General features: G+C 29.1%; 13 protein-coding genes and 1 pseudogene. All 14 read right to left on the reverse strand.

What is annotated here, in order from left to right; all coding sequences use genetic code 11:
* Positions 1 to 54 precede the first annotated feature (54 nt).
* The 14 genes and pseudogenes from Q0W06_RS12735 to Q0W06_RS12800 all read right to left on the reverse strand — a co-directional run bounded on the left by Q0W06_RS12735 (position 55) and on the right by Q0W06_RS12800 (position 21735).
* Entirely contained in the window at positions 55 to 2370 is a 2316-nt protein-coding gene (locus tag Q0W06_RS12735) for an HAD-IC family P-type ATPase (protein ID WP_297636156.1), read from the reverse strand.
* Positions 2371 to 2505: 135 nt separating this feature from the next.
* Positions 2506 to 3462: an AAA family ATPase gene (locus Q0W06_RS12740; RefSeq protein ID WP_297636159.1), complete on the reverse strand. Its 957-nt coding sequence runs from the start codon at positions 3460 to 3462 to the stop codon at positions 2506 to 2508.
* 574 nt (positions 3463 to 4036) lie between these two features.
* Positions 4037 to 5455: a pyruvate kinase gene (gene pyk / locus Q0W06_RS12745; RefSeq protein ID WP_297636162.1), complete on the reverse strand. Its 1419-nt coding sequence runs from the start codon at positions 5453 to 5455 to the stop codon at positions 4037 to 4039.
* A 58-nt stretch (positions 5456 to 5513) separates the two neighbouring features.
* A complete protein-coding gene (gene pfkA, locus Q0W06_RS12750) occupies positions 5514 to 6473 on the reverse strand; it encodes a 6-phosphofructokinase (protein ID WP_297636165.1) in 960 nt (319 codons plus the stop codon).
* 529 nt (positions 6474 to 7002) lie between these two features.
* Complete coding sequence (locus Q0W06_RS12755) at positions 7003 to 8304, reverse strand: OB-fold nucleic acid binding domain-containing protein (protein ID WP_297636168.1); 1302 nt, start codon at positions 8302 to 8304, stop codon at positions 7003 to 7005.
* Between the two features lie 411 nt (positions 8305 to 8715).
* A pseudogene (locus Q0W06_RS12760) lies at positions 8716 to 11043 on the reverse strand (DNA polymerase III subunit alpha); the annotation flags it as partial.
* 151 nt (positions 11044 to 11194) lie between these two features.
* Complete coding sequence (gene whiA / locus Q0W06_RS12765) at positions 11195 to 12145, reverse strand: DNA-binding protein WhiA (RefSeq protein ID WP_297636173.1); 951 nt, start codon at positions 12143 to 12145, stop codon at positions 11195 to 11197.
* Between the two features lie 152 nt (positions 12146 to 12297).
* A complete protein-coding gene (locus tag Q0W06_RS12770; protein WP_297636176.1) occupies positions 12298 to 13683 on the reverse strand; it encodes a gluconeogenesis factor YvcK family protein in 1386 nt (461 codons plus the stop codon).
* Positions 13680 to 14555: an RNase adapter RapZ gene (rapZ, locus tag Q0W06_RS12775; protein ID WP_297636179.1), complete on the reverse strand. Its 876-nt coding sequence runs from the start codon at positions 14553 to 14555 to the stop codon at positions 13680 to 13682. Before rapZ ends, Q0W06_RS12770 begins: the two co-directional genes overlap by 4 nt.
* Positions 14556 to 14671: 116 nt before the next feature.
* Positions 14672 to 15802 (reverse strand): histidinol-phosphate transaminase, encoded by a 1131-nt coding sequence (hisC, locus tag Q0W06_RS12780; RefSeq protein WP_297636182.1) that lies wholly within the window; start codon positions 15800 to 15802, stop codon positions 14672 to 14674.
* Positions 15803 to 16000: 198 nt separating this feature from the next.
* The gene (gene murB, locus Q0W06_RS12785; protein WP_297636185.1) at positions 16001 to 16906 is read right to left on the reverse strand and encodes a UDP-N-acetylmuramate dehydrogenase; all 906 of its coding nucleotides are present in this window, start codon (positions 16904 to 16906) and stop codon (positions 16001 to 16003) included.
* 83 nt (positions 16907 to 16989) lie between these two features.
* Complete coding sequence (uvrC, locus tag Q0W06_RS12790; protein ID WP_297636189.1) at positions 16990 to 18867, reverse strand: excinuclease ABC subunit UvrC; 1878 nt, start codon at positions 18865 to 18867, stop codon at positions 16990 to 16992.
* Between the two features lie 162 nt (positions 18868 to 19029).
* Positions 19030 to 20511: a penicillin-binding protein 2 gene (locus Q0W06_RS12795; RefSeq protein ID WP_297636193.1), complete on the reverse strand. Its 1482-nt coding sequence runs from the start codon at positions 20509 to 20511 to the stop codon at positions 19030 to 19032.
* Between the two features lie 6 nt (positions 20512 to 20517).
* Positions 20518 to 21735, reverse strand: a complete 1218-nt coding sequence (locus tag Q0W06_RS12800) for an FtsW/RodA/SpoVE family cell cycle protein (RefSeq protein ID WP_297636196.1) — start codon at positions 21733 to 21735, stop codon at positions 20518 to 20520.
* Positions 21736 to 21744: the final 9 nt, after the last annotated feature.

Here is a 21744-nt window from a genome sequence, read left to right on the forward strand (position 1 = left end):
TTGTTTAAATTTCAGCACCTCTTCGGTACATTTATTATTATATAATAACAATTATTAATTGTAAAGTATTTTTTTTATTTTTTTATCTTCTAGTTTTATTTTCCATTTCAATCCCTTTAAAATAGCTATTGATATTACACAAAATAATATAGTTACTTCATATTCTTTCATTCCAATTTGAGATAATGAAAATATATCTTTTCCTATTGGTAAGTAAAAACATAACATTGCACTTATTATTAATACGCTTATCATAGCCCATTTTATTCCATTTAATTCTCTTATCCCTCTAATTAAAATTACAAAGCTCAATCCCATAAGTACTAATAATATAACTGTTTGCTGATGTCCATTTTGTTTATCCATATTAAATATGCATATTATAGAAATACATATACTTATTATTATTCCATTGGGAATAGCTTGTTTTAATACATTTCTTAAAAATCCACTAGAAACTTTTTTATCATTTCTCATAAATGCAATTAAAAATGCTGGTATTCCTATTGCTACCGTTCCTATTAAAGTTAACTGTATTGGATCTAGAGGAAATGGTTTTAAAAATAACGGAAGTATTATTGCTAATAATACTGAATATACTGTTTTTGATAAAAATAAATTAGCTACTATCTCTAAATTATTTATCTGCCTTCTTCCTTCTTTTATAATCTTGGGTAATCCACTAAATGTAGACTTCATTAATATAATTTGTGATACTGCTTTTGCTGAATCTGCACCATTTGCCATTGCTATCCCACAGTTTGCTTCTTTCAATGCTAAAACATCATTTACTCCATCACCTGTCATTCCTACTGTTTTACCATTAGCCTTTAAAGCCTTAATTATATTTTCTTTTCCTTTTGGAGTTACTCTTCCAAAAATTCTATATCTCTTAACTATCTCCTTTAATTTATCTATATCCTCTGGAAGATTTCTACCATCAATATATTTATCATAGTCTTTTATTCCAACTTTTTTAGCTATTGCACTTACTGTTACATGATTATCACCTGATATTATTTTTATATCTATTCCTTCATCTTCAAAATATCTTAAAGTCTCTTTTGCATCCTCTTTAACAATATCCTCAATCATTAATAAAGCTTTTAATTCATTTCCCTCTTGCAACTTTTCTACTAGAGCTAATACTCTCATTCCCTGCTTTGCTTTATTGTAAATTAACTTTTCTATTTTATTATAATTATTTTCCAATAATATTTCTGGTGCTCCTAATAAAAATATTCCTTTTTCCTTTATCTTTATTCCTCCAAATTTTCTTTTAGATGAAAATGCAATTTTCTCTTCTATTTCAATATTGGGCTTCTCTTTATATCTATCTAATATAGCATTTTGTGTGGCATTTTTCCCACCTAGCTCATGAGCTATTGCAGAGAGAATTACATCTATCTCCTCTTTTTTTCCACTATAAATTTCTATATCTTTTAATTTTAAATCTCCCTTTGTTATTGTTCCTGTCTTATCTAAACAAATAGTATCTATTCTTGCTAAAGTTTCTGTAACTGATAGTTCTTTTATTAATGCATTATATTTTGCAAGTTTTATTATAGATATAACCGCAGTTGCACTTGTCAATAATACAAAACCTTCAGGAACCATTCCTATTATTCCTGAAACTGTTCCAAGTATTGCTTCTTGCCAAGTATCTTTTACTAAAAAAAGCTGTGTTCCTGCTAATAACATTCCAATCGGAACAATTATAAATAAAAGTACTTTTAATAACCTACTGGTATCTCTTTGTATTTCTGATGTTTTATTCTTTACAGCTTTTGCTTCTTTAACTATTTTTGCTGAATAAGTTTTTTCTCCAATATTAACAGCTTGCATATATCCTTCTCCTGCAATAACAGTACTACCTGATAAAAGCTCTCCATTTACTTCTTTTACTATTGAATCACTTTCTCCTGTTAACATAGATTCATCAATCTCTAACTCATTGCTATATAAAACTTTCCCATCTACTAATACTTGGTTTCCTGACTTTAGAAATATTACATCATCTTTAACTATTTCTTCTACTTTTATATTCTCTTTCTTACCATCTCTAATTACCACCGCTCGTACATCAGTAATTAAAGATAATTCTTCTACAATTTTTTTTGCTTTAATTTCTTGAATTACACCTATAAAACTATTTACTATTATAACTGTTGCAAAAATTGCATTTTTAGGTGAACCAGCTATTATAACTGCAATAGCTAATATTAAGTTTAAAGCATTAAACATAGTAAAAAAATTACTTATAAAAATCTCTTTTGTTGTTTTTAATGGAGATTTTTGAGCCTTATTCCACTCTCCATTATCTATTCTTAACTTTACTTCTTCTTTCGTTAATCCTAATTTATAATTCACATTATCTACCACACTATAAATCTTTTCTTCTGTTATAATTATAGTCTTTCTTCTATTATCTACATATTTAACTAGCTTTCATTTATCTTACAATTTTGACACATAAAAAAAGAAATAAAGCCAAAGGCTTTATTTCTATAATTTATCTAAATCGCATATTAAACAATCTTCCATACTATTTAATATAAATGGCGACATTGTAGTTATTATAAATTGAACATTTGGAAAGAACTCACTTAACATAGATAATAATTTCATTTGTAATTCTGGATGTATATGTTTTTCTAACTCATCTATTAAAATAATTCCTTCTACATCATATTTATTCGTTCTACACTTTTCCATTTTCCCCATTATTTCTATAAAAAACTTTACTGCAGCTGATTGTCCATCTGATAATTCATATAATGTATATGGCTGTTTATTTTTTTCTTCTATCACATAATCAGCAATCTCCTCATGATAATAGAACTTTAAATCTTTATCTAACCATATTACTTCTAGAAGTCTTTCAAACATATTAAACCATTTTTGAATTAATATTTTTTCTTCTTCATCATCTATTGCAATAGCTTCTTCTTCTCTATCTTTTAATTGATATAAATAATCTATAAAATTATTTATATCAGTTTTCCCTTCTTTTTTTTCTATATCTATAATTCTTCTTGATTTATAGTAATCACATATAAATTCACCTATATCAAACTTTTTTTCTAGTTCTTCATCATTAAATACCTTAATATCTATTCCATTACAAAACTTCTTTCGCTTTAGCATATAATATTCAATTCTATTTTTCAACTTATTTATATTTCCTTTAGAGTTTTCAGTTAAAATCTCTTCATCCCTTATAAATTTTAATTCATCATTACATTTATCAATATCCTTGCTTAAATTTACTATATTCCTATATTCCTTTAATTTTAATGATGTTAAAACCGTCCATATAGCATCTAATAATGTAGTTTTTCCGGTTCCATTTTTACCTGTAATAATTATATGCTTAACATCTTTTCTTACAACATCAATATTTATGTTGCCTAATCTCTCATGTTCCCTAACATTTATATTCCCAATAAAAACTTCTCTCATTTTACCTTTTTAATAGAATAACTTTCTATTTTCTCCTTCTCCATATTTAATTTTATTATAACATCTTATTGCTAATAAATTACATATTTAGATAAAATAAGATTACTTTTCTTTTTTTCCTTTTTAACTAATAAATTTTTTATATTATTTTCTCTACTAATTTTATAATCTCATAAAAAAAAATACTTAGAATCCAAAGAATTCTAAGTATTTGTCTTATTACTATAACGGTTGCCGTCATTATAGTAACTACATTAAATAAAATCAGTTGCCGTATAATTTCTATTATACATACCTCTAAGCTTTGACTTATCAGTCAGATATTATTCATTATATATCATTTTACCCATTAATATTTATTAAGATTTTATTAAGTTTTTTATATTAATAAGTGTTTGCATATGATTATTTTAATTTTGTTATTTTAAGCTTATTAATTTATGTACTTAATATATCATTTATGTATTTTTTCTTTTCTTCTCCGCTAATACTAACTTTTTTCATCTTAATCTTATATAAAAAAAGAAACTCGCAAAAGCGAGTTTCTTCAAACTATTAACTACTAGTTAATATATTATTCTACAACTTCAATTTTCATTAAGTTAGTAGCTCCAACTTTATCAACTGGTACTCCAGCAGCAACAACTACTATATCACCTTTTTTAGCAAATCCTTTTTCTTCAGCTATTACAACTGATTTTTCCATCATTGCATCTGTTGATTCAAATCCTTGAGCAACTACTGGGAATACTCCCCATGAGAATGCTAATTGTTTAGCAACTACTTCATTTGAAGTTACAGCTAAAATTGGACATTCTGGTCTACATTGAGATAATCTCTTAGCAGTAGCTCCACTCTTAGTTGAAGTTACGATTGTAGCAGCTTGTAATTCATTTGCAGCATTACATGCAGCTCTACTTATAACACCAGCTATTGCAGGTATATGTTTTGTAGCTTTTGATACAGCTACTTCATAGTTTAATTGTTTTTCAGCTTCTGTAGCTATTCTTGCCATAGTTGAAACTGCTTCTACTGGATATGTTCCATTAGCACTTTCTCCTGATAACATTATTACATCAGTACCATCTAATATAGCATTAGCTATATCTGAAACTTCAGCTCTAGTTGGTCTTGGGTTTCTGATCATAGAATCTAACATTTGAGTAGCAGTAACTACTGGGATTCCAGCATGGTTACATTTTTCTATTATCATTTTTTGTACTCCAGGTACGTTTTCTATTGGAATTTCAACTCCAAGATCTCCTCTAGCTACCATTATAGCATCTGAAACAGCGATTATTGAATCGATGTTATCAACACCTTCTTGGTTTTCTATTTTAGGGCAGATTAATATGTCTGTTCCACCATTTTCATCTAATACTTTTCTTATAGCAAGTACATCTTCAGCTTTTCTTACGAAAGAAGCAGCTATCATGTTTACTTTCATTTCACAACCGAATTTTAAATCAGCTTCGTCTTTTGCAGTTAATGCTGGTAATTTTATTGAAACACCAGGAACGTTAACTCCTTTGTGAGTTCCAACTAATCCAGTATTCATAACTTCACAAATTACTTTGTTTCCTTCTACTGATTTAACTGTTAATCCAACTAAACCGTCATCTATTAAGATAGTGTTTCCTGGAACAACGTCGTTAGCTAATCCATCATATGTTACTGAACATTTAGTTGTATCTCCTACAACTTCTTCTTTTACATATATAGTGAATTCTGAACCCTTTTGTAATTCTACTTTGTTTGGTTCAAATTTTCCAGTTCTTATTTCTGGTCCTTTTGTATCAAGAACTATAGCAATTTCTTTACCTAATTCTTTTGATAATCTTCTTACTTTTTCCATTCTTCCTCTGTGTTCTTCATGATCACCATGAGAGAAGTTATGTCTTGAAGCGTTCATTCCTGCTTCAATAACCTTAGTTAAAATTTCATCGCTTTCACTTGCTGGACCTATAGTACAAATCATTTTAGTTTTTCTCATTACAAATACACTCCTATCGTTATCTTGTTAGATCAAAATTTATATATATTATTAATGATTACTTTGATAATACTTTTGCTATTTCGTATAGATCTTCATCAAACTTGCTTTGCATTGCTAATGCTTCATCTATATCTAAATCAACAATTTTATTATCAACTGAACCAATAACTCTTGATGTTTTTCCTTCTAATAATACTTCAACAGCTTTTGCTCCCATTTTTGAAGATAAAATTCTGTCGAATGCGCTTGGGCTTCCACCTCTTTGAATATGTCCTAAAACTGTAGCTCTAGTTTCAATTCCTGTTATGTCCTCTACTTCTTTTGCTAATTCAAATGCTCCACCAATACCTTCTGCTAAAATTATTAGGTTATGCATTTTTCCTTTTAATTTTCCTTCTAAAATAGTTTTACATAATTCGTCTTTATCGAATCCTTTTTCTGGTGTAATTATTGCTTCAGCTCCACCAGCTAAACCACTGTATAAAGCTATATCTCCACAGTTTCTTCCCATTACTTCTACAATTGATACTCTTTCATGTGAAGTTGAAGTATCTCTTATTTTGTTTACTGCATCTAAAACTGTATTTAATGTAGTATCGAATCCAATAGTATAATCAGTATAAGCTAAATCATTATCAATTGTTCCAGGTAGTCCAACTGTTTTAACTCCAAGCTTTGATAAAAGCTTAGCTCCAGTAAATGAACCATCTCCACCAATTACAACTAAAGCATCAACTCCATATGCTTTTAATATCTTAACTGCTTTTTTTCTAACTTCTTCTTGTTTGAACTCTGGACATCTAGCTGTTCTAAGAATAGTTCCACCTCTATGAATAATATCTGAAACAGAAGTTCTATCCATTGGGAATAATTCTCCATTTATTAATCCACTGTATCCTCTTTGTACACCCATAACTTCTATACCAGAAGCTATTGCTGTTCTTACAACTGCTCTTATTGCAGCATTCATTCCTGGTGCATCTCCACCACTAGTTAAAATAGCTATCTTTTTCATCTTTACTCCTCCTTGAAGAACCACAGGGACGACAAATGGCCCAGTGGTAACATAACTTCCCACGTTTATATGATCGACTATAATTGTACAAAAAATATTGTAATTTATCAATGTGTATCATATACTTTATTATTATTTATTTAAAAACGTCTTAAAAGACTCTATCTAAACATTTCCTTAAGCTTATTATACCCTAAAAAACTCGAATTATATAATTATTTGAAATTTTTAATGATTTAATTTTTGTAAAAATTTTCATTTGCAAATTTACTAAATATACAAGCTTTTATTGAGTGTTTAATATTTTAAGCTATGTTTTTTTTTATTATTAATAATTTTTCCATTATTAAATTTTCTAATTTTAACTTATAACTACTCTGTTATATTTTAATTATCTCTTTTTTCATGACAAATTTCAAGAATATTTTTATTAATTTTCTGTATTTTTAGACTATTTTAATAATTTCACTTGTTTTTTCACCTTTTTCATGAAAAAAAGAGCTAAACTTTTAATTTAGCTCTTTCCCTATTATTTTTCCATTATCTTTATATTTTCATCTGAATAAGCTTTTCTTAAATCTGTAACTATCTCTGTTTCTAAGTTTAACCAACATTCTCTTGGTGCCCTATAAGATTTTTTTTCTTTTGCATCAAATATATATATTGGTGTATCACCTCTATATTCTTCAGCAATCTTTTTAAGCTCTAAATTAATTTTTCTTACTTCATCTTTATCTTTGGCTTTTATATATATTTTACTATCATTTACCTTTTCAAGTGGTTCTACTTTTTCACAGATTAGTTTTGGTTGTTCATCCTCTTTTAAGCTTATTCTACCTCTAATAATTACTAATTCATCTACATTTATAGTTCCTCTAATTCTATCTAACGTTTTAGGGAATACTATAATTTCAATTTCATTAGTTAAATCTTCTAACTTTAAAAATGCCATTAAAGTATTATTTCTTGTAACCTTTTGATTTACCTCAGTTAAAATTCCACCAATTATAACAGTTTGATTATCTTTAACTTTAATATTATTTAAAACCTCATTATCTGATAATCCTTTTTCTGATTCTTCTTGAAGAATTTTATGTGAATCATAAATACTTTGTATATCTATAGATGTCTGCATTTTTATACTCTTTTCATATTCATCTAAAGGATGTCCTGAAAGATATAATCCTGTCATTTCCTTTTCCATACTTAAAAGATTTCTTTTATTGAACTCATTTATATTAGGATACGAAACTTCCGGTACACTTTCCTCTTCCTCTAAACCTCCAAAAAGATTTATTTGTCCATCTATATTTCTTTTCTTCTCATTAGATATTCCATCCATAAGTTTTTCATATACACCAAGCATTTTAGATCTATATACTTCAAAATCATCCATTGCTCCAGCTTTTATAAGACTTTCAACAGCCCTTTTATTAATCGCTGATAAATTAACCTTATTTATAAAATCAATTAGAGAAATATATTCTCCTTTTTTCTCTCTACTATTCACTATGTTTTCGCAAACATTTACTCCAACATTTCTTACTGCACCAAGTCCAAATATAATTTTATCACCTTGAACTGTAAATCTAGTATGACTTAAATTAACATTTGGTCTTATAACCTGTATTCCTTCGCTTTCTGCAAACTTTACATAATGTGCAACCTTCTCACTAGTTCCCATTACTGAGTTAAGCATAGCAGCTATCATCTCTACAGGATAATATTTCATTAAATATGCAGTTTGATAACCAATTATTCCATAGGCCGCCGCATGACTTTTATTGACAATTTTGTTAATAAATGAAATTTTATTTTCATTTTTCTTCATATCTCTATGAAGTTCGGACTATATAATCACCTTTCTTCAAAGGGTAAGGCACTCGTGGATATTTTGTCATATAGAATATTATTTCTACTTAGATTACTTTATCTAGTCTCTGAACCTTCATCCTATTTCTAGGATGCTTGGCTGCGGATTAACCAATTCTCAAAGTTGTTACCGTCTCCTAAACATTACTTTAGGCCATACATATATTACTACATATACTTGGTATTTAAGACTCTAAGGTCTTTCCCGCAATTCACCTTATTTTCTTTACAAATCACTTTGTAAAGGCACTCAATATATAATTTCATTTAGTATATTTTCTTTCCATAAAAATTTTACCATCTTTATATAAGTATCCATAAATATCATTTGAATCTCTTTTAATTCTTTATACTAAATTTATTTATTTGCAAATGCATAGGACGCAAAGTCCATCATCATGTCGTATATTTTATTTGCAGCCTCTTCTGAAATTCCATTTCTCAAACATCCAGGAACTTCTACATTTCCATTTTCATCTACTATTCCGTGGATGAAGTTCTTTCTTTCTTCTTCCATGACCTTATGTTTCTTCTTAGACATTGCTCTTCTAACAAGGTCACTTCTTCCCATTGAATATCCAGCAAGTTTTCTAACTATTTCCATAACCTGTTCTTGATAGACCATAACTCCATAAGTAACGTTTAATATATCTTCTAGTTCTGGAGTTATATAAGTAACTTTTTCTGGATTTTTTTTTCTTTCAATATAATTTGGTATTTCTGCCATTGGACCTGGACGATATAATGATATTCCGGCTATTATATCCTCTAAATTATCTGGCCTTAGCTCTTTCATAAAGGAAACCATTCCTGCTGATTCTAATTGGAATACACCAGCTGTTTTTCCTTCACCAATCATTTTATAAACTTCTTTATCTTCTGTATCAATTTTATCTAAATCGATTTTGACTCCTCTATTATATTCAATCATTTTAACAGCATCACTCATAACTGTTAAAGTTCTCAATCCAAGGAAGTCCATTTTCAGAAGTCCAAGCTCTTCTAGTGTATTCATCCCAAATTGAGTAACTATCATTTCATCATTTTTTTGAAGTGGTACATATTCAACTAATGGCTTTGAAGCTATAACAACTCCTGCTGCATGTGTTGATGAATGTCTTGGTAGCCCTTCTAATGATTTACTTACATCAATTAAGTTCTTTACTCTCTCTTCTGTATCATATGCTGCTTTAAGTTCCGGATTAAACTCTAGAGCCTTCTCTATAGTTATTCCTAGCATTGTAGGAATCATCTTAGCAATTCTATCCACTTCTGCATATGGATAATTCATAGCCCTTCCTACGTCCCTTATACAAGCTCTTGCCGCCATTGTTCCAAAAGTAATTATTTGAGAAACATTTTTTTCTCCATATTTATCTACTACATAATCTATTACTTCTTGACGCCTTTCATAACAGAAATCTGAATCAATATCAGGCATACTCACACGTTCCGGATTCAAAAAACGTTCGAACAGTAAATTATATTTTAATGGATCTATTTTTGTTATATCTAAAGTATATGCAACTATTGATCCCGCAGCTGATCCTCTTCCTGGTCCAGTTGGTATTCCATTATCCACAGAATACTTTATAAAATCCCCAACTATTAGGAAATAATCCACATATCCCATTTGATTAATTACACCAAGTTCGTAATTTAATCTATCAACTATAACTTTTATTTCCTCATCAGTTTCTGTAAGCTTTATAGTCTCCTCATAATTATATTCCTTTTCTCTAAGTTCCTTAAAATGATCATACTTTTTAATAAGTCCCTTAAAACAAGAATCTCTTAAAAATATCGATGGATCTGTCCCTTCAGGTAATGGAAACTTAGGCAACTTAGATACATGAAATTCATAATCAAAATTACATTCATCAGCTATTTTAACTGTATTTTCTAAAGCTTCAGGAATATAATCAAATAAATTCCACATTTCCTCTGGTGACTTTAAATAAAATTGATCCGATGGATATCTTCTTCTATTTTGATCATCTACAGTTTTACCTGTTTGAATACACATTAAAATATCATGTGCCTTTGAATCCTCTCTATCTATATAATGGACGTCATTAGTAGCTACTAATGGAATCCCCGTTTCTTTAGAGATCTTTATATTTAGTTCATTTACCTTTCTCTGCTCTTCCATATTATGATCTTGAAGTTCTAGATAAAACCCTTCTTTAAAAATATCATTATATTCTAATGCTACTCTTTTGGCTTCTTCATAATTTTCATCTAAAAGATTTCTTTGAACTTCTCCACCTAAACAAGCACTTAATGCAATTAATCCTTCACTATGAGCTCTTAAGTAATCATGATCAACTCTTGGCTTATAATAAAATCCTTCTATAGATGCATCAGATGCTATTTTCATAAGATTTTCATAACCTATTTCATTTTTAACTAAAAGAACTAAATGATTAGTTTTATTATCTTTATCAACATGCTTTATATTCATAGACTTACTTGCTACATAAACTTCACAACCTAGGATAGGTTTTATCCCTTCATCTTTGCAAGCTTTATAAAAGTCTACACATCCATACATAACACCGTGATCAGTTATAGCTATTTTATCCATTCCAAATTCTTTTGCTTTTGCAACTAACTTTTTAATTTTTCCTGATCCATCTAAAAGACTATATTCAGTATGTAAATGTAGATGCACAAAATCTTTCTTTTCTTTCTCCATAAAAATCCTCCTTTCGAAAAGCATATAAAATCTACTAATTTACTAGACTTTACTATCTTAAATTATATCACTTTTTCAACTTTTTATAATAGCTACCTCCCCTTTATTAAATAAAAGAAACCCCTAAAAGGAGTTTCTAAATAAATTTCAATTAATAAGTACCAGAACGTACTTCTTCAGCTATTTTTTCTATTTTTCTTAATCTATGATTAACTCCTGATTTTCCTACAGGTGGCTCTAGCATTTCCCCTAATTCCTTTAATGATTCCTCTGGAAATTTCAACCTAAGTTCCGCTATCTCCTGAAGATTTTTAGGTAATCTTTGAAGTCCGATACTAGATTTTAAAAGTTCAATACTTTCTACCTGTCTTACTGCTGCATTAACAGTCTTCGATAAGTTTGCTGTTTCACAATTTACAAGTCTATTAACGTTATTTCTCATCTCTTTTTTTATTCTTATATTTTCTAATTCTAAAAGACATGTGTGAGCACCTAATATATTTAAAAGATCTACTATTTGCTCTCCTTCTTTTATATAAATTATATGACTATTTTTTCTTTGAATTACTTTTGAGTTTAATCCATAACTATTAATTAATCTACATAATTCATTTGCATATTCCTCGCTATGAGTAACGAACTCCAAATGATATGTTTTTTCTGGATTACTTATACTTCCTCCACCTAAAAAAGCCCCTCTTATGTATGCTCGCTTATTTTCATCAGTGTTTATCATTTCGTCTTCTATACTATAATCTAAATTCATAATTCCATCTATTTCTCTAAATATACCTGTAACACTTAGAAGTTCTCTAACTCCCATTCCTTCATCTATTACAACCATATATATATTATTCTTTTTTAAAGAATTACTTTTTTTAACCATTAATTTAGAATGTATACTAAAATGCTCTTTTAATAATGAAAAAATAAGTCTTGCACTTGTTGGATTTTCAGTAGTTATCCTAAAAGCCAATCCAAGTCCACTAAAAGCAATAGTTCCACTTACTTTCATTATTGCAGATAATTCTGCTAAAGCTTCTTCTCTACTTATATCACTATATCTACATATTTCTCCTTTTACCTTTGATGAAAATGACATCTTTTCAGCTCTCCTTTTATGTTAAGTTAAAAAATTTCTTTTATATACAGTATTCAATTATATCACAAATTCATATCTTTAAAATATAAAATGTAATTCCTCTCTAATTTAAAATCCCCATTATTTTTCATACACTAAAAAATAAGGATACACTAAGCATCCTTATTTTCACTACTATCTTTCATAATGGCTCTTAAAGTTTTCTTTTCAGTTTTATCTCTTTCTTTAATTCTTTGTGAAAGATACATATATTCAATAATTTTCTTTCTATCAAATAAAAGCTTTTTCTCCATAATAGTTTCCACTAATATTTGAGCTAAATAATCCGAATCATGTTTTATAGTTCCTTTTCTAGTTCTTATAAGATTTTTCTCAACAAGATCTATTCCCATATCTTCTAGCTTTTTATAATCTATATTTACATAATCTGATCCCTGTTCTTTATACTTTTCTCTCATTTCCTGACTGATAGCACCAGTATTTGCAATTACACAATTTACTATATCTCTTCCACAATATTTTCTTAAAATACTTATATGGTCAGAAACATTAAAACCATCTGTCTCTCCTGGTTGCGTCATTACATTAGATATATAAATTTTTAATGCATTACTTTTTTTAACCCCTTCTGATATTCCTTTTACTAAAAGATTTGGAAGTATACTTGTATAAAGACTTCCTGGTCCCATAACTATTGCATCTGCTTCTTCAATAGCTTTTAAGGCCCCTTCTAAAGGTGTTGCATTTTTAGGATTTATCATTAACTTTTCAATTCTTGAATTTTGTTTTTTAGCTTCCTCTGGAATATTAGATTCTCCTACAATCTTATTACCATTTTCTAAGTATGCAATAAGTTGCATATCATCTAAAGTTACTGGCATAACTTTACCTGTAACTGCTAATACAGAACTCATTTTTCTTACTGCATCTTCAAAATTATCCGAGATTCCATCCATAGCTGCTAAAAATAAATTACCAAAACTTTGCCCTTTTAAACGACCCTCTGGAAACCTATATTGTAATAAATCTTCCATTATTGGTTCTGTGTCAGCTAATGCTAAAATACAGTTTCTTATATCTCCTGGTGGAAGTATTCCAAGATCTTCTCTTAAATCTCCTGAACCTCCACCATCATCTCCTACTGTAACTATTGCTGTTATATTAGATGTATAGTACTTTAATCCTCTAAGCATAGTGGAAAGTCCTGTACCTCCACCTATTACAACTATTTTAGAACCTTTAACAAGTAATCTTTTTTCAGTTATTAAACTCTCAATTTTTTTACTATCAAGGGACATCTTTATATATCCCTTATTCATAAGAGCTATAGTTGACTTTATTGCCTCACTACCAGAAATATATATAACAAAAACTCCCGTAATATTAAGGCATATATAAAATAATTTATAATAAAAATCATATACTCTATGAGTTACTAGTTCTGTAAAACCAAAGGCTATTAACAGTACCCCAAATAACCCAAAGAAAAACCAGCGCTTAACTTTAACCCCTGGTTTAAGCCAATCTGAAAGCCTCATAGCTTCTTAGCTCCTCTATGAACATCTTCCGATATATCTCTATGCTCTATTCCTGCTTTATATCCTGCAGCATCAAGCATTTCATATACTTTATTAGCTATTGTAACGGATCTATGTCTTCCACCTGTACATCCAATTGATATAATTAATTGTCTTTTTCCTTCTTTTGTATACTTAGGAATTAAAAATTTAATCATATCATCTAAACGCTCTATAAATCCTTTTGTTTCTTCTTGTTTTAAAACATATTCTCTAACAGGTTCATCATTTCCTGAAAATGCTTTTAATTCTGGTATATAGAATGGATTTGGTATAAATCTTACATCAAATACTAAATCTGAATCTACAGGTATACCATATTTAAATCCGAAACTTAATACTGTAATTGATAATTCTTTATCCCATTCTTTAGCAGTTCCAAATAGTTCATTTATCTTTTCTCTTAAATCAGCAATTTTATATTTAGATGTATCTACTATTTGATCTGCTCTATCCTTAACCTCTCTTAGCTTGTGTCTTTCCTCTGTTATTCCTGTAAGAACTCTTGCTTTTGGAGAAAGTGGATGACTTCTTCTTGCTTCTTTAAATCTTTTAACCAGAACTTCATCTGAAGCTTCTAAGAATAAAATTTCATATTTTATCTCATTATTTTTTAAATATCTTAAACTTTCAAATAAATCATCAAAGAAAATTCCGCCCCTTATATCTGTAACTATGGCCACCTTTTCTAAACTACTTCTACACGCTTCTGCAAACTTTGGTATAAGTTGAGGTGGTAAATTATCAACGCAAAAATATCCTAAATCTTCTAAGCTTCTAGTCGCCTCTGTCTTACCTGCCCCTGAAAGCCCTGTAACTATTACAAATCTCATCTCGTGTCCTCCTATTTCCGATATAAATATGAGTCTATTATATCACAATATATTTATATTTTTATCCTTGTGTTTCGATTTATTACATTAAAAACTTTTAATCTACTACTAAAATATTATATACTATTTTCCTTTAATTCTTTAGTTCTTTTTATTTCTTCTAATGCTTTTTCTAAATTATACATAAACTCTTTATTTTCCGCTGCTTTCCCAATACTTATTCTTAAGTAATTTGGCATTCCAAGTAAAAATCCTGGTCTTATTATAAAACCTTTAGATAAGAGATATTCATGTATCTTTTTATCATCACAATTTAGCTTAACCATTATAAAATTAGCTTGACTATAAATACACTCTAAACCCAATTTAGTAAGTTCTCTTTCCAAATATTCTTTTTGTTCTCTATTTTTCTCTACAACATATTGTAAATGTTCTTTATCTTTAAATGCTTCTAATGCTGCCTTTTGTACAAAAAGATTTGTATCAAAAGGATTAATCACTCTATTCAAATAAGAAACTAATTTTGAATCTCCAATTCCATATCCAAATCTTAATGAAGCTAATCCGTATGCTTTAGAAAAAGTTCTTAAAATCATTATATTTTTATGCTTTTTAAAAAGCTCTATTGAGTCTGGCATATCTACTTCTTTATCTTTAAATTCTATATATGCTTCATCCATTATTATAAGAATATTCTTCCGTATTCTGCATAAAACTTTTTCAAACTCAGCTCTAGTAAAAATTGTTCCTGTAGGATTATTAGGATTACACAACCAAATTATTTTTGTTTTTTCATTTATCCTATCAACCATTTTTTCTATATCCAATTTATAATTTTTCAATGGAACTTCTACGGCTTTCCCACCCATTAATATTGTATTTGTCTTATACCTTGGGAAAGTTATATCCCCCATTATAGCTTCATCATCCTTATTTAAAAAAGTTGCACAAATATCCTTTATAAGAGAGTCAGAACCTGCTCCACAGAAAATATTTTCCATCTCTATACCATATTCTTTTGCTAAAAAATTCTTAAACTCGTATGATACAGAATCTGGATATAAATTACTTTCATCTATTACTTCTTTTAATTTCTCCTTAGCCTTTAAAGAACATCCATAAGGATTCTCATTAGATGCCATTTTTACTACTCTCTCTATTCCCAACTCTCTTTTCAATTCATCTATAGGTTTTCCTGCAACATATGCCTCTAAATTTAATATTTCCTCTCGTACCATTTTCTCCATAAAATACCCCCTATTTTTTATATTCCATTATATCATTCGAATTTAAATTTGTCATTTTTTACCTTTTGCATGACCTGTATTAACTTTACTATTATTAGTTTCCCAACTATATTTTTAAACTTATTTCTTCTGAATTTCCCCCCAATAAAAAAGGATACACATTAATGTGCATCCTTTTGTTAATTATAAATTCAAGATCTACTCTTTCCCAATAATTCTTACTTCTGGTTGAAGTTCTACATCAAATTGCTTTTTAACTTCATCTTGAATATATTTTATTAAATCAAGTATATCTTTTGCTGTAGCTCCACCTTTATTTATTACAAAACCTGAGTGTTTACCTGAAACTGCCGCTCCACCTAATTCAAATCCCTTTAATCCTGCATCTTGAATTAATTTTCCTGCAAAATGACCTTCTGGTCTTTTAAATGTACTTCCTGCTGAAGGATACTCTAAAGGTTGCTTTGACTCTCTTTTATAAGTTAAGTCATCTATTCTATCTTTTATTTTATTGAACTCACCTTTAGTTAATTTGAATTTTGCACTTAAGACTATTTCACTTTCTTGCATAACTTTTGATGTTCTATACCCTAATTCTAATTCTTCATTATTGTAAGATTTTATATTCCCGTCCTCATCTAAAACTGTAGCACTTTCGATAACTTGTGAAATTTCTCCTAAATATGCACCTGCATTCATGTATACCGCTCCACCTACAGATCCAGGTATTCCACATGCAAACTCAAATCCTGTTAAAGAATTTTCTAATGCAAGTTTACTTACATCTTTTAATAATACTCCACATTGTGCCTCTATTACATCCCCACTAATCTTTAGGTCCTTTAGCTCAGTTAACTTAATAACTACACCATCTAACCCTCCATCTTTAACTAAAAGGTTTGACCCATTTCCAATAACATAGTAAGGAATATCATTTTCTTTACATATTCTTAATGCTTCAATTACTTGCTCTATAGTTTTTGGCACTAAAAGTACATCTACAGGACCCCCAACTTTAAAATATATATGCTCGCTCATTAAAGCGTTAAATTCTATTTGATTTTCTGAAAATACTTCATTGAATAACTCTTTATACTTATTCATCCTTAAACTCCTCATTACTGTTATATTTTTATAGTATATTCTAAATTTTAAATTAAAACAACTTCAATATGGTTACAATTAATCTACTCACTTTTTTGCTTTCCAATATTAAAGTATCCTATTATACTTTCAGCTGCTTTTTTATTAATTCCAGGTGTTTCTAATAGTTGTTCTATGGTTGCATTTTTTATATTATCTACACTGCCAAATTTAAGAAGTAATTCTTTCCTTCTCTTATTCCCTATATATGGTATATCATCTAGGACAGAATGTAAAGTTCTTTTATCTCTTAAACTTCTATGATATGTTATAGCAAATCTATGAACTTCGTCTCCAATTCGTCTAAGCATCTGCATTAATTCTGAGTTACTTTTTATTAAGTATTCTTCATTATTGTAAATTATACCCCTTGTATTATGCTTATCATCTTTAACTAAACCACATACCTCTATATTTATATCTAATTCTCTCAATACTTCTAAAGCAATATTAACTTGCCCTTTTCCACCATCCATAACTATTAAATCTGGAAAATTTGAAAACTTTCCTTTTGAAAATTGTAAATTTCTACTTTGAATTTCTTTAATTTCTTTTAATCCATGCTTAAATCTTCTAGACAGTATTTCTCTCATACTATCATAATCATTGGCACCTTTTACAGTTTTTATTTTAAATCTTCTATAATCACTATTTTTTGCTTTTCCATCTTCAAATACTATCATACTTCCAACAGAATCCACCCCTTGGATATTTGATATATCATAAGCTTCAATTCTATGTGGAAATATTTCTAGTCCTAATATCTCCGCTAATTCAGTTAATGAATTTCTATTTGTTTCTTTTTCTTTTAATATTTTATCTTTGAATTTTTCTAAGGTTATCTTAGCATTTTCTTCAACCATCTCTAGCATACTTTTCTTTTCACCTTTTTGAGGTATTTTTATATTTACTTTACTACCTCTTTTTATGGTTAAAAATTCTTCTAAGACTTCTTTATCTTCAATATTAGGCACATATATATTTTTAGATGCCATTGCTGTCCCATTATAGAAGTTAACTATGAATTGAGATAAGATTTTACCATCTTGTTCTTCAAATGTATTTTCTAATATAAAATGTTCTCTTCCTGTTATCTTACCATCCCTTAAGAAAAATATCTGAACACAACTGTCTTTCTCATCCCTATGTAAATTTATAAAATCTTCATCGCCCTCTGTTACTTTAAACATTTTTTGCTTTTGTACTAATGTTTCAATTGCTATAATTTTATCTCTAAATACTGCTGCTTTTTCAAATTCAAATTTAGAACTTGCCTCTTCCATCTTTTCTTTTAAATCTACCATTATTATTTTATCTTTTCCATTTAAAATATCAATAATAGCATAAATTATTTTCATATATTCTTCTTTTGATATATGACCTCCACAAGGAGACATGCATTTTTTTATATGATAATTTAAACAAGGTCTTGTTGGTGCCTCACCTACTATTATGCTTTTTTTACAAGTTCTAAGAGGAAATACCTTTCTTATTAAGTTTATTGTTTCATAAACTGCACTCCCATCTGTATATGGTCCAAAGTATTTATTTCCATCTTTCGAAAAGTTTCTTGTTACAAAAACTCTTGGAAAATCCTCATTTGTCGTAATTTTTATAAAAGGATAGAATTTATCATCTTTCAGTAATATGTTATATTTAGGGCTATATTTTTTTATTAAATTGCATTCTAATATTAGTGCTTCCATTTCTGAATCTGTAACTATATATTCAAATTCATGGATATTCTTAACCATAGCACGCACTTTTTCAGAATGATTTTTAGAATTCTGAAAATATTGCCTTACTCTATTTTTAAGAATTTTAGCTTTACCTACATAAATGACTTCACCTAGTTTATTCTTCATCAAATAAACTCCTGGCTTCTCAGGGAGCATTTTTAAATGATATTCAAAATCAAACATTTTAAACCCCTCCTTTTCTATCACATTATACATTAAATTACAAATTAATTAAAACACACTTTACTTTGCTTGAAAACACTTTTCTTCATTTTTATTCATCTATTTTAATTATTTATATAAAATAGAGGGAAATCATTTTGATTCCCCTCTATCACTCAAAGTTTATTGTGGTGGGTTATTATTAAAATATGCATGTAACATTGCGCCTGCTACATCTGAAGCAGCTCCTGCTCCATATCCTCCACCTTCTACACAAACTGCAAATGCAATTTTTGGATTGTTTGCTGGTGCAAATCCTTCAAGCCATGAATATGGTTTCTTTCCTTTTTGAGTAGCTGTTCCTGTTTTAGTTGCTACATCATATCCTTTAAAGAATGGCCAAAATCCACCTGCCATATTATTTTGAGTTACACTAGTCATAAAGCCTCTAATTGTATTTGCATCACTTTCAGACATTACACGTCTATATTGTTGATTTCCAAATTCCTGAACTGTTTGACCTTGTTCATTAATTATTTTACTTACAAGTCTTGGTTCCATCATTACTCCGCCATTTGCAACAGTACTTGCTACAAGTGCCATTTGAATTGGAGTTGCTAAAACTCCTGCTTGACCGAATCCTGATTGAGCTATTAATCCAACATCCCAACTTTCGTATTTAGGGAATTGACTTGGTGTTATAGTAAATCCAACTGATGGTATTTGACTATTAAATCCAAATGCTTCTGCTGTTTGTCTAAGCTTATCATTTCCAAGTTCCATTGCAACTGTTCCAAATACAACATTACTAGATAAAACAAATGCTCTTCTTAAATCAATATTCCCATCAACTTCTCCATCATTATTATGAATTGTTTGGCCATTAGGGAATTTAATTTCTCCAGTGTCATGGAAAATTTCTGATGTTACACCTGGAATATTATCTAAAGCCGATGTTGATGTTACAACTTTAAATGTTGATCCTGGTGGGAATAGTCCTTGAGTTGCTCTATTCATAAGCGGACTATTATCAGCACTTCCTGCATTTGCTTTTTTCATCTCTTCAGCTAAATTATTAGGATTAAACGTTGGTGATGAATACATTCCTATAACTTCTCCTGTTTTAGGATCAATCGCTACAGCTGCTCCTTTTTGATCACCAAGTGCATCTTGCATTGCTTTTTGTACATTCATATTTAATGTAGTTACAACACTATTTCCTATTTGTTCTTGCTTATTATTTCTTTCAAAGAACATATCTTTTAAATTTTGCCAACTAAAATTAGTTAATAATGTTTTCATGCTAGTTCTTGTACTGTTGTAACTCTGTAATTGTTTATTATATACACTTTCCAATCCATATGATCCAAATATATCACTAGTATATCCAACTGTATGTGCAAAAAGCCCATTATATAAATATTCTACCTTTTGGCTCATTGGTCCTGTTCTAACTGTTTTAGTTAATGGTTGCATTTCACTATCATAAATCGTTCCTCTAAGAACTCCATTGGTTTCTGCTTTTGTTATAGGATTTCCAGGCTTATTAGCTATATCATACGCCTTGAATGTTTGGAAGTATGCTATATAAGAAATAAGTCCTATAAATAAGAAAAGAAATACTACCATTACTTTCGTAACATTTTTCTTTAAATCATTATTCATTCTATTTTACCCCTCCTCAGAAATTTTCTGAAGTATTCCTAGTGCAAACATACTGGTAATCATTGATGTTCCCCCATATCCTACGAAGGGTAGCGCTATACCTGTAAGTGGTATAACTGCAAATATTCCACCGATAATAACAAGCACTTGACATGCAAACATTGCACTAAATCCAACAGCTGCTAATTGTAAAAAGTCATTATCTGTTACAAAAGCAGTTCTTATAGATCTATAGAATAATAAGAAGAATATAATTATCATTCCTATTCCAAATACAATTCCTAATTCTTCACAAATAACTGCAAAAATAAAGTCTGTTGTATTAACTGGAACAAATCCTGGATATCCTTGACCAAGTCCCGATCCTAAAGCTCCACCTGATGCTATTGCATAGAATCCTTGAACTAATTGATAACTTTTTCCTTGAGCATATTGCCATGGATGTAACCATATTTCTACTCTAAGTGTAACGTGTGGAATTACTTTATAAGCTCCATATGAACCTATTGCTGCTAATCCCAAACACAGTGCTATGTATTTTTTCTTTGCAGTTGCTATAAATAACATAGTTACTGATATTCCAAAGAAAATCAATGCTGAACCTAAGTCATTTTGTAACACCATGCATCCCAATGAATACATAACTACAATTCCCGGTACTAATATCTGTTTTATATTTTCTTTTGCTGTAGAGTTTTTAAATCCTCTAAGTGCAGATGCTAAATATAAAACAAGAGCTATTTTCCCAAATTCTGATGGCTGAAAACTGAATCCTCCAATGAAAACCCAGTTTCTTGCTCCCATTACATCTCTACCAAATACAAGTGCCATAGGCATAAATGCTAATACTGCAATTAAATATATCTTTTTATATTTTGTAAATTGCCTGAAATCTGGTAAAAATTTTATAACAACAAGAAATACCACAAGTCCTACTACAAACCAAGCTAATTGTTTTATTCCATCTTTAGGATGTAGTCTATATAACATTCCCATTCCTATTATGCATTCTATACATGCAAATAAGAAGATAAATTTATCTCCATTTGGGCATGCCTTTCTAACAATAAAATATGCTACTCCAATTAAAGCACATATTCCCAATCCAATATAAATTGCTTGCATATTCATAGGTGTTTTTAAAATAGCTATATTTAGAAACATTCCCATACATAGCAAATAAGCAAGAATTAATATTCCTATTGCTGTCTTACTTCTTTTCATTTTTTCACC

The sequence above is a fragment of the uncultured Clostridium sp. genome, from assembly GCF_947072515.1.
Lineage (GTDB): Bacteria > Bacillota > Clostridia > Clostridiales > Clostridiaceae > Clostridium.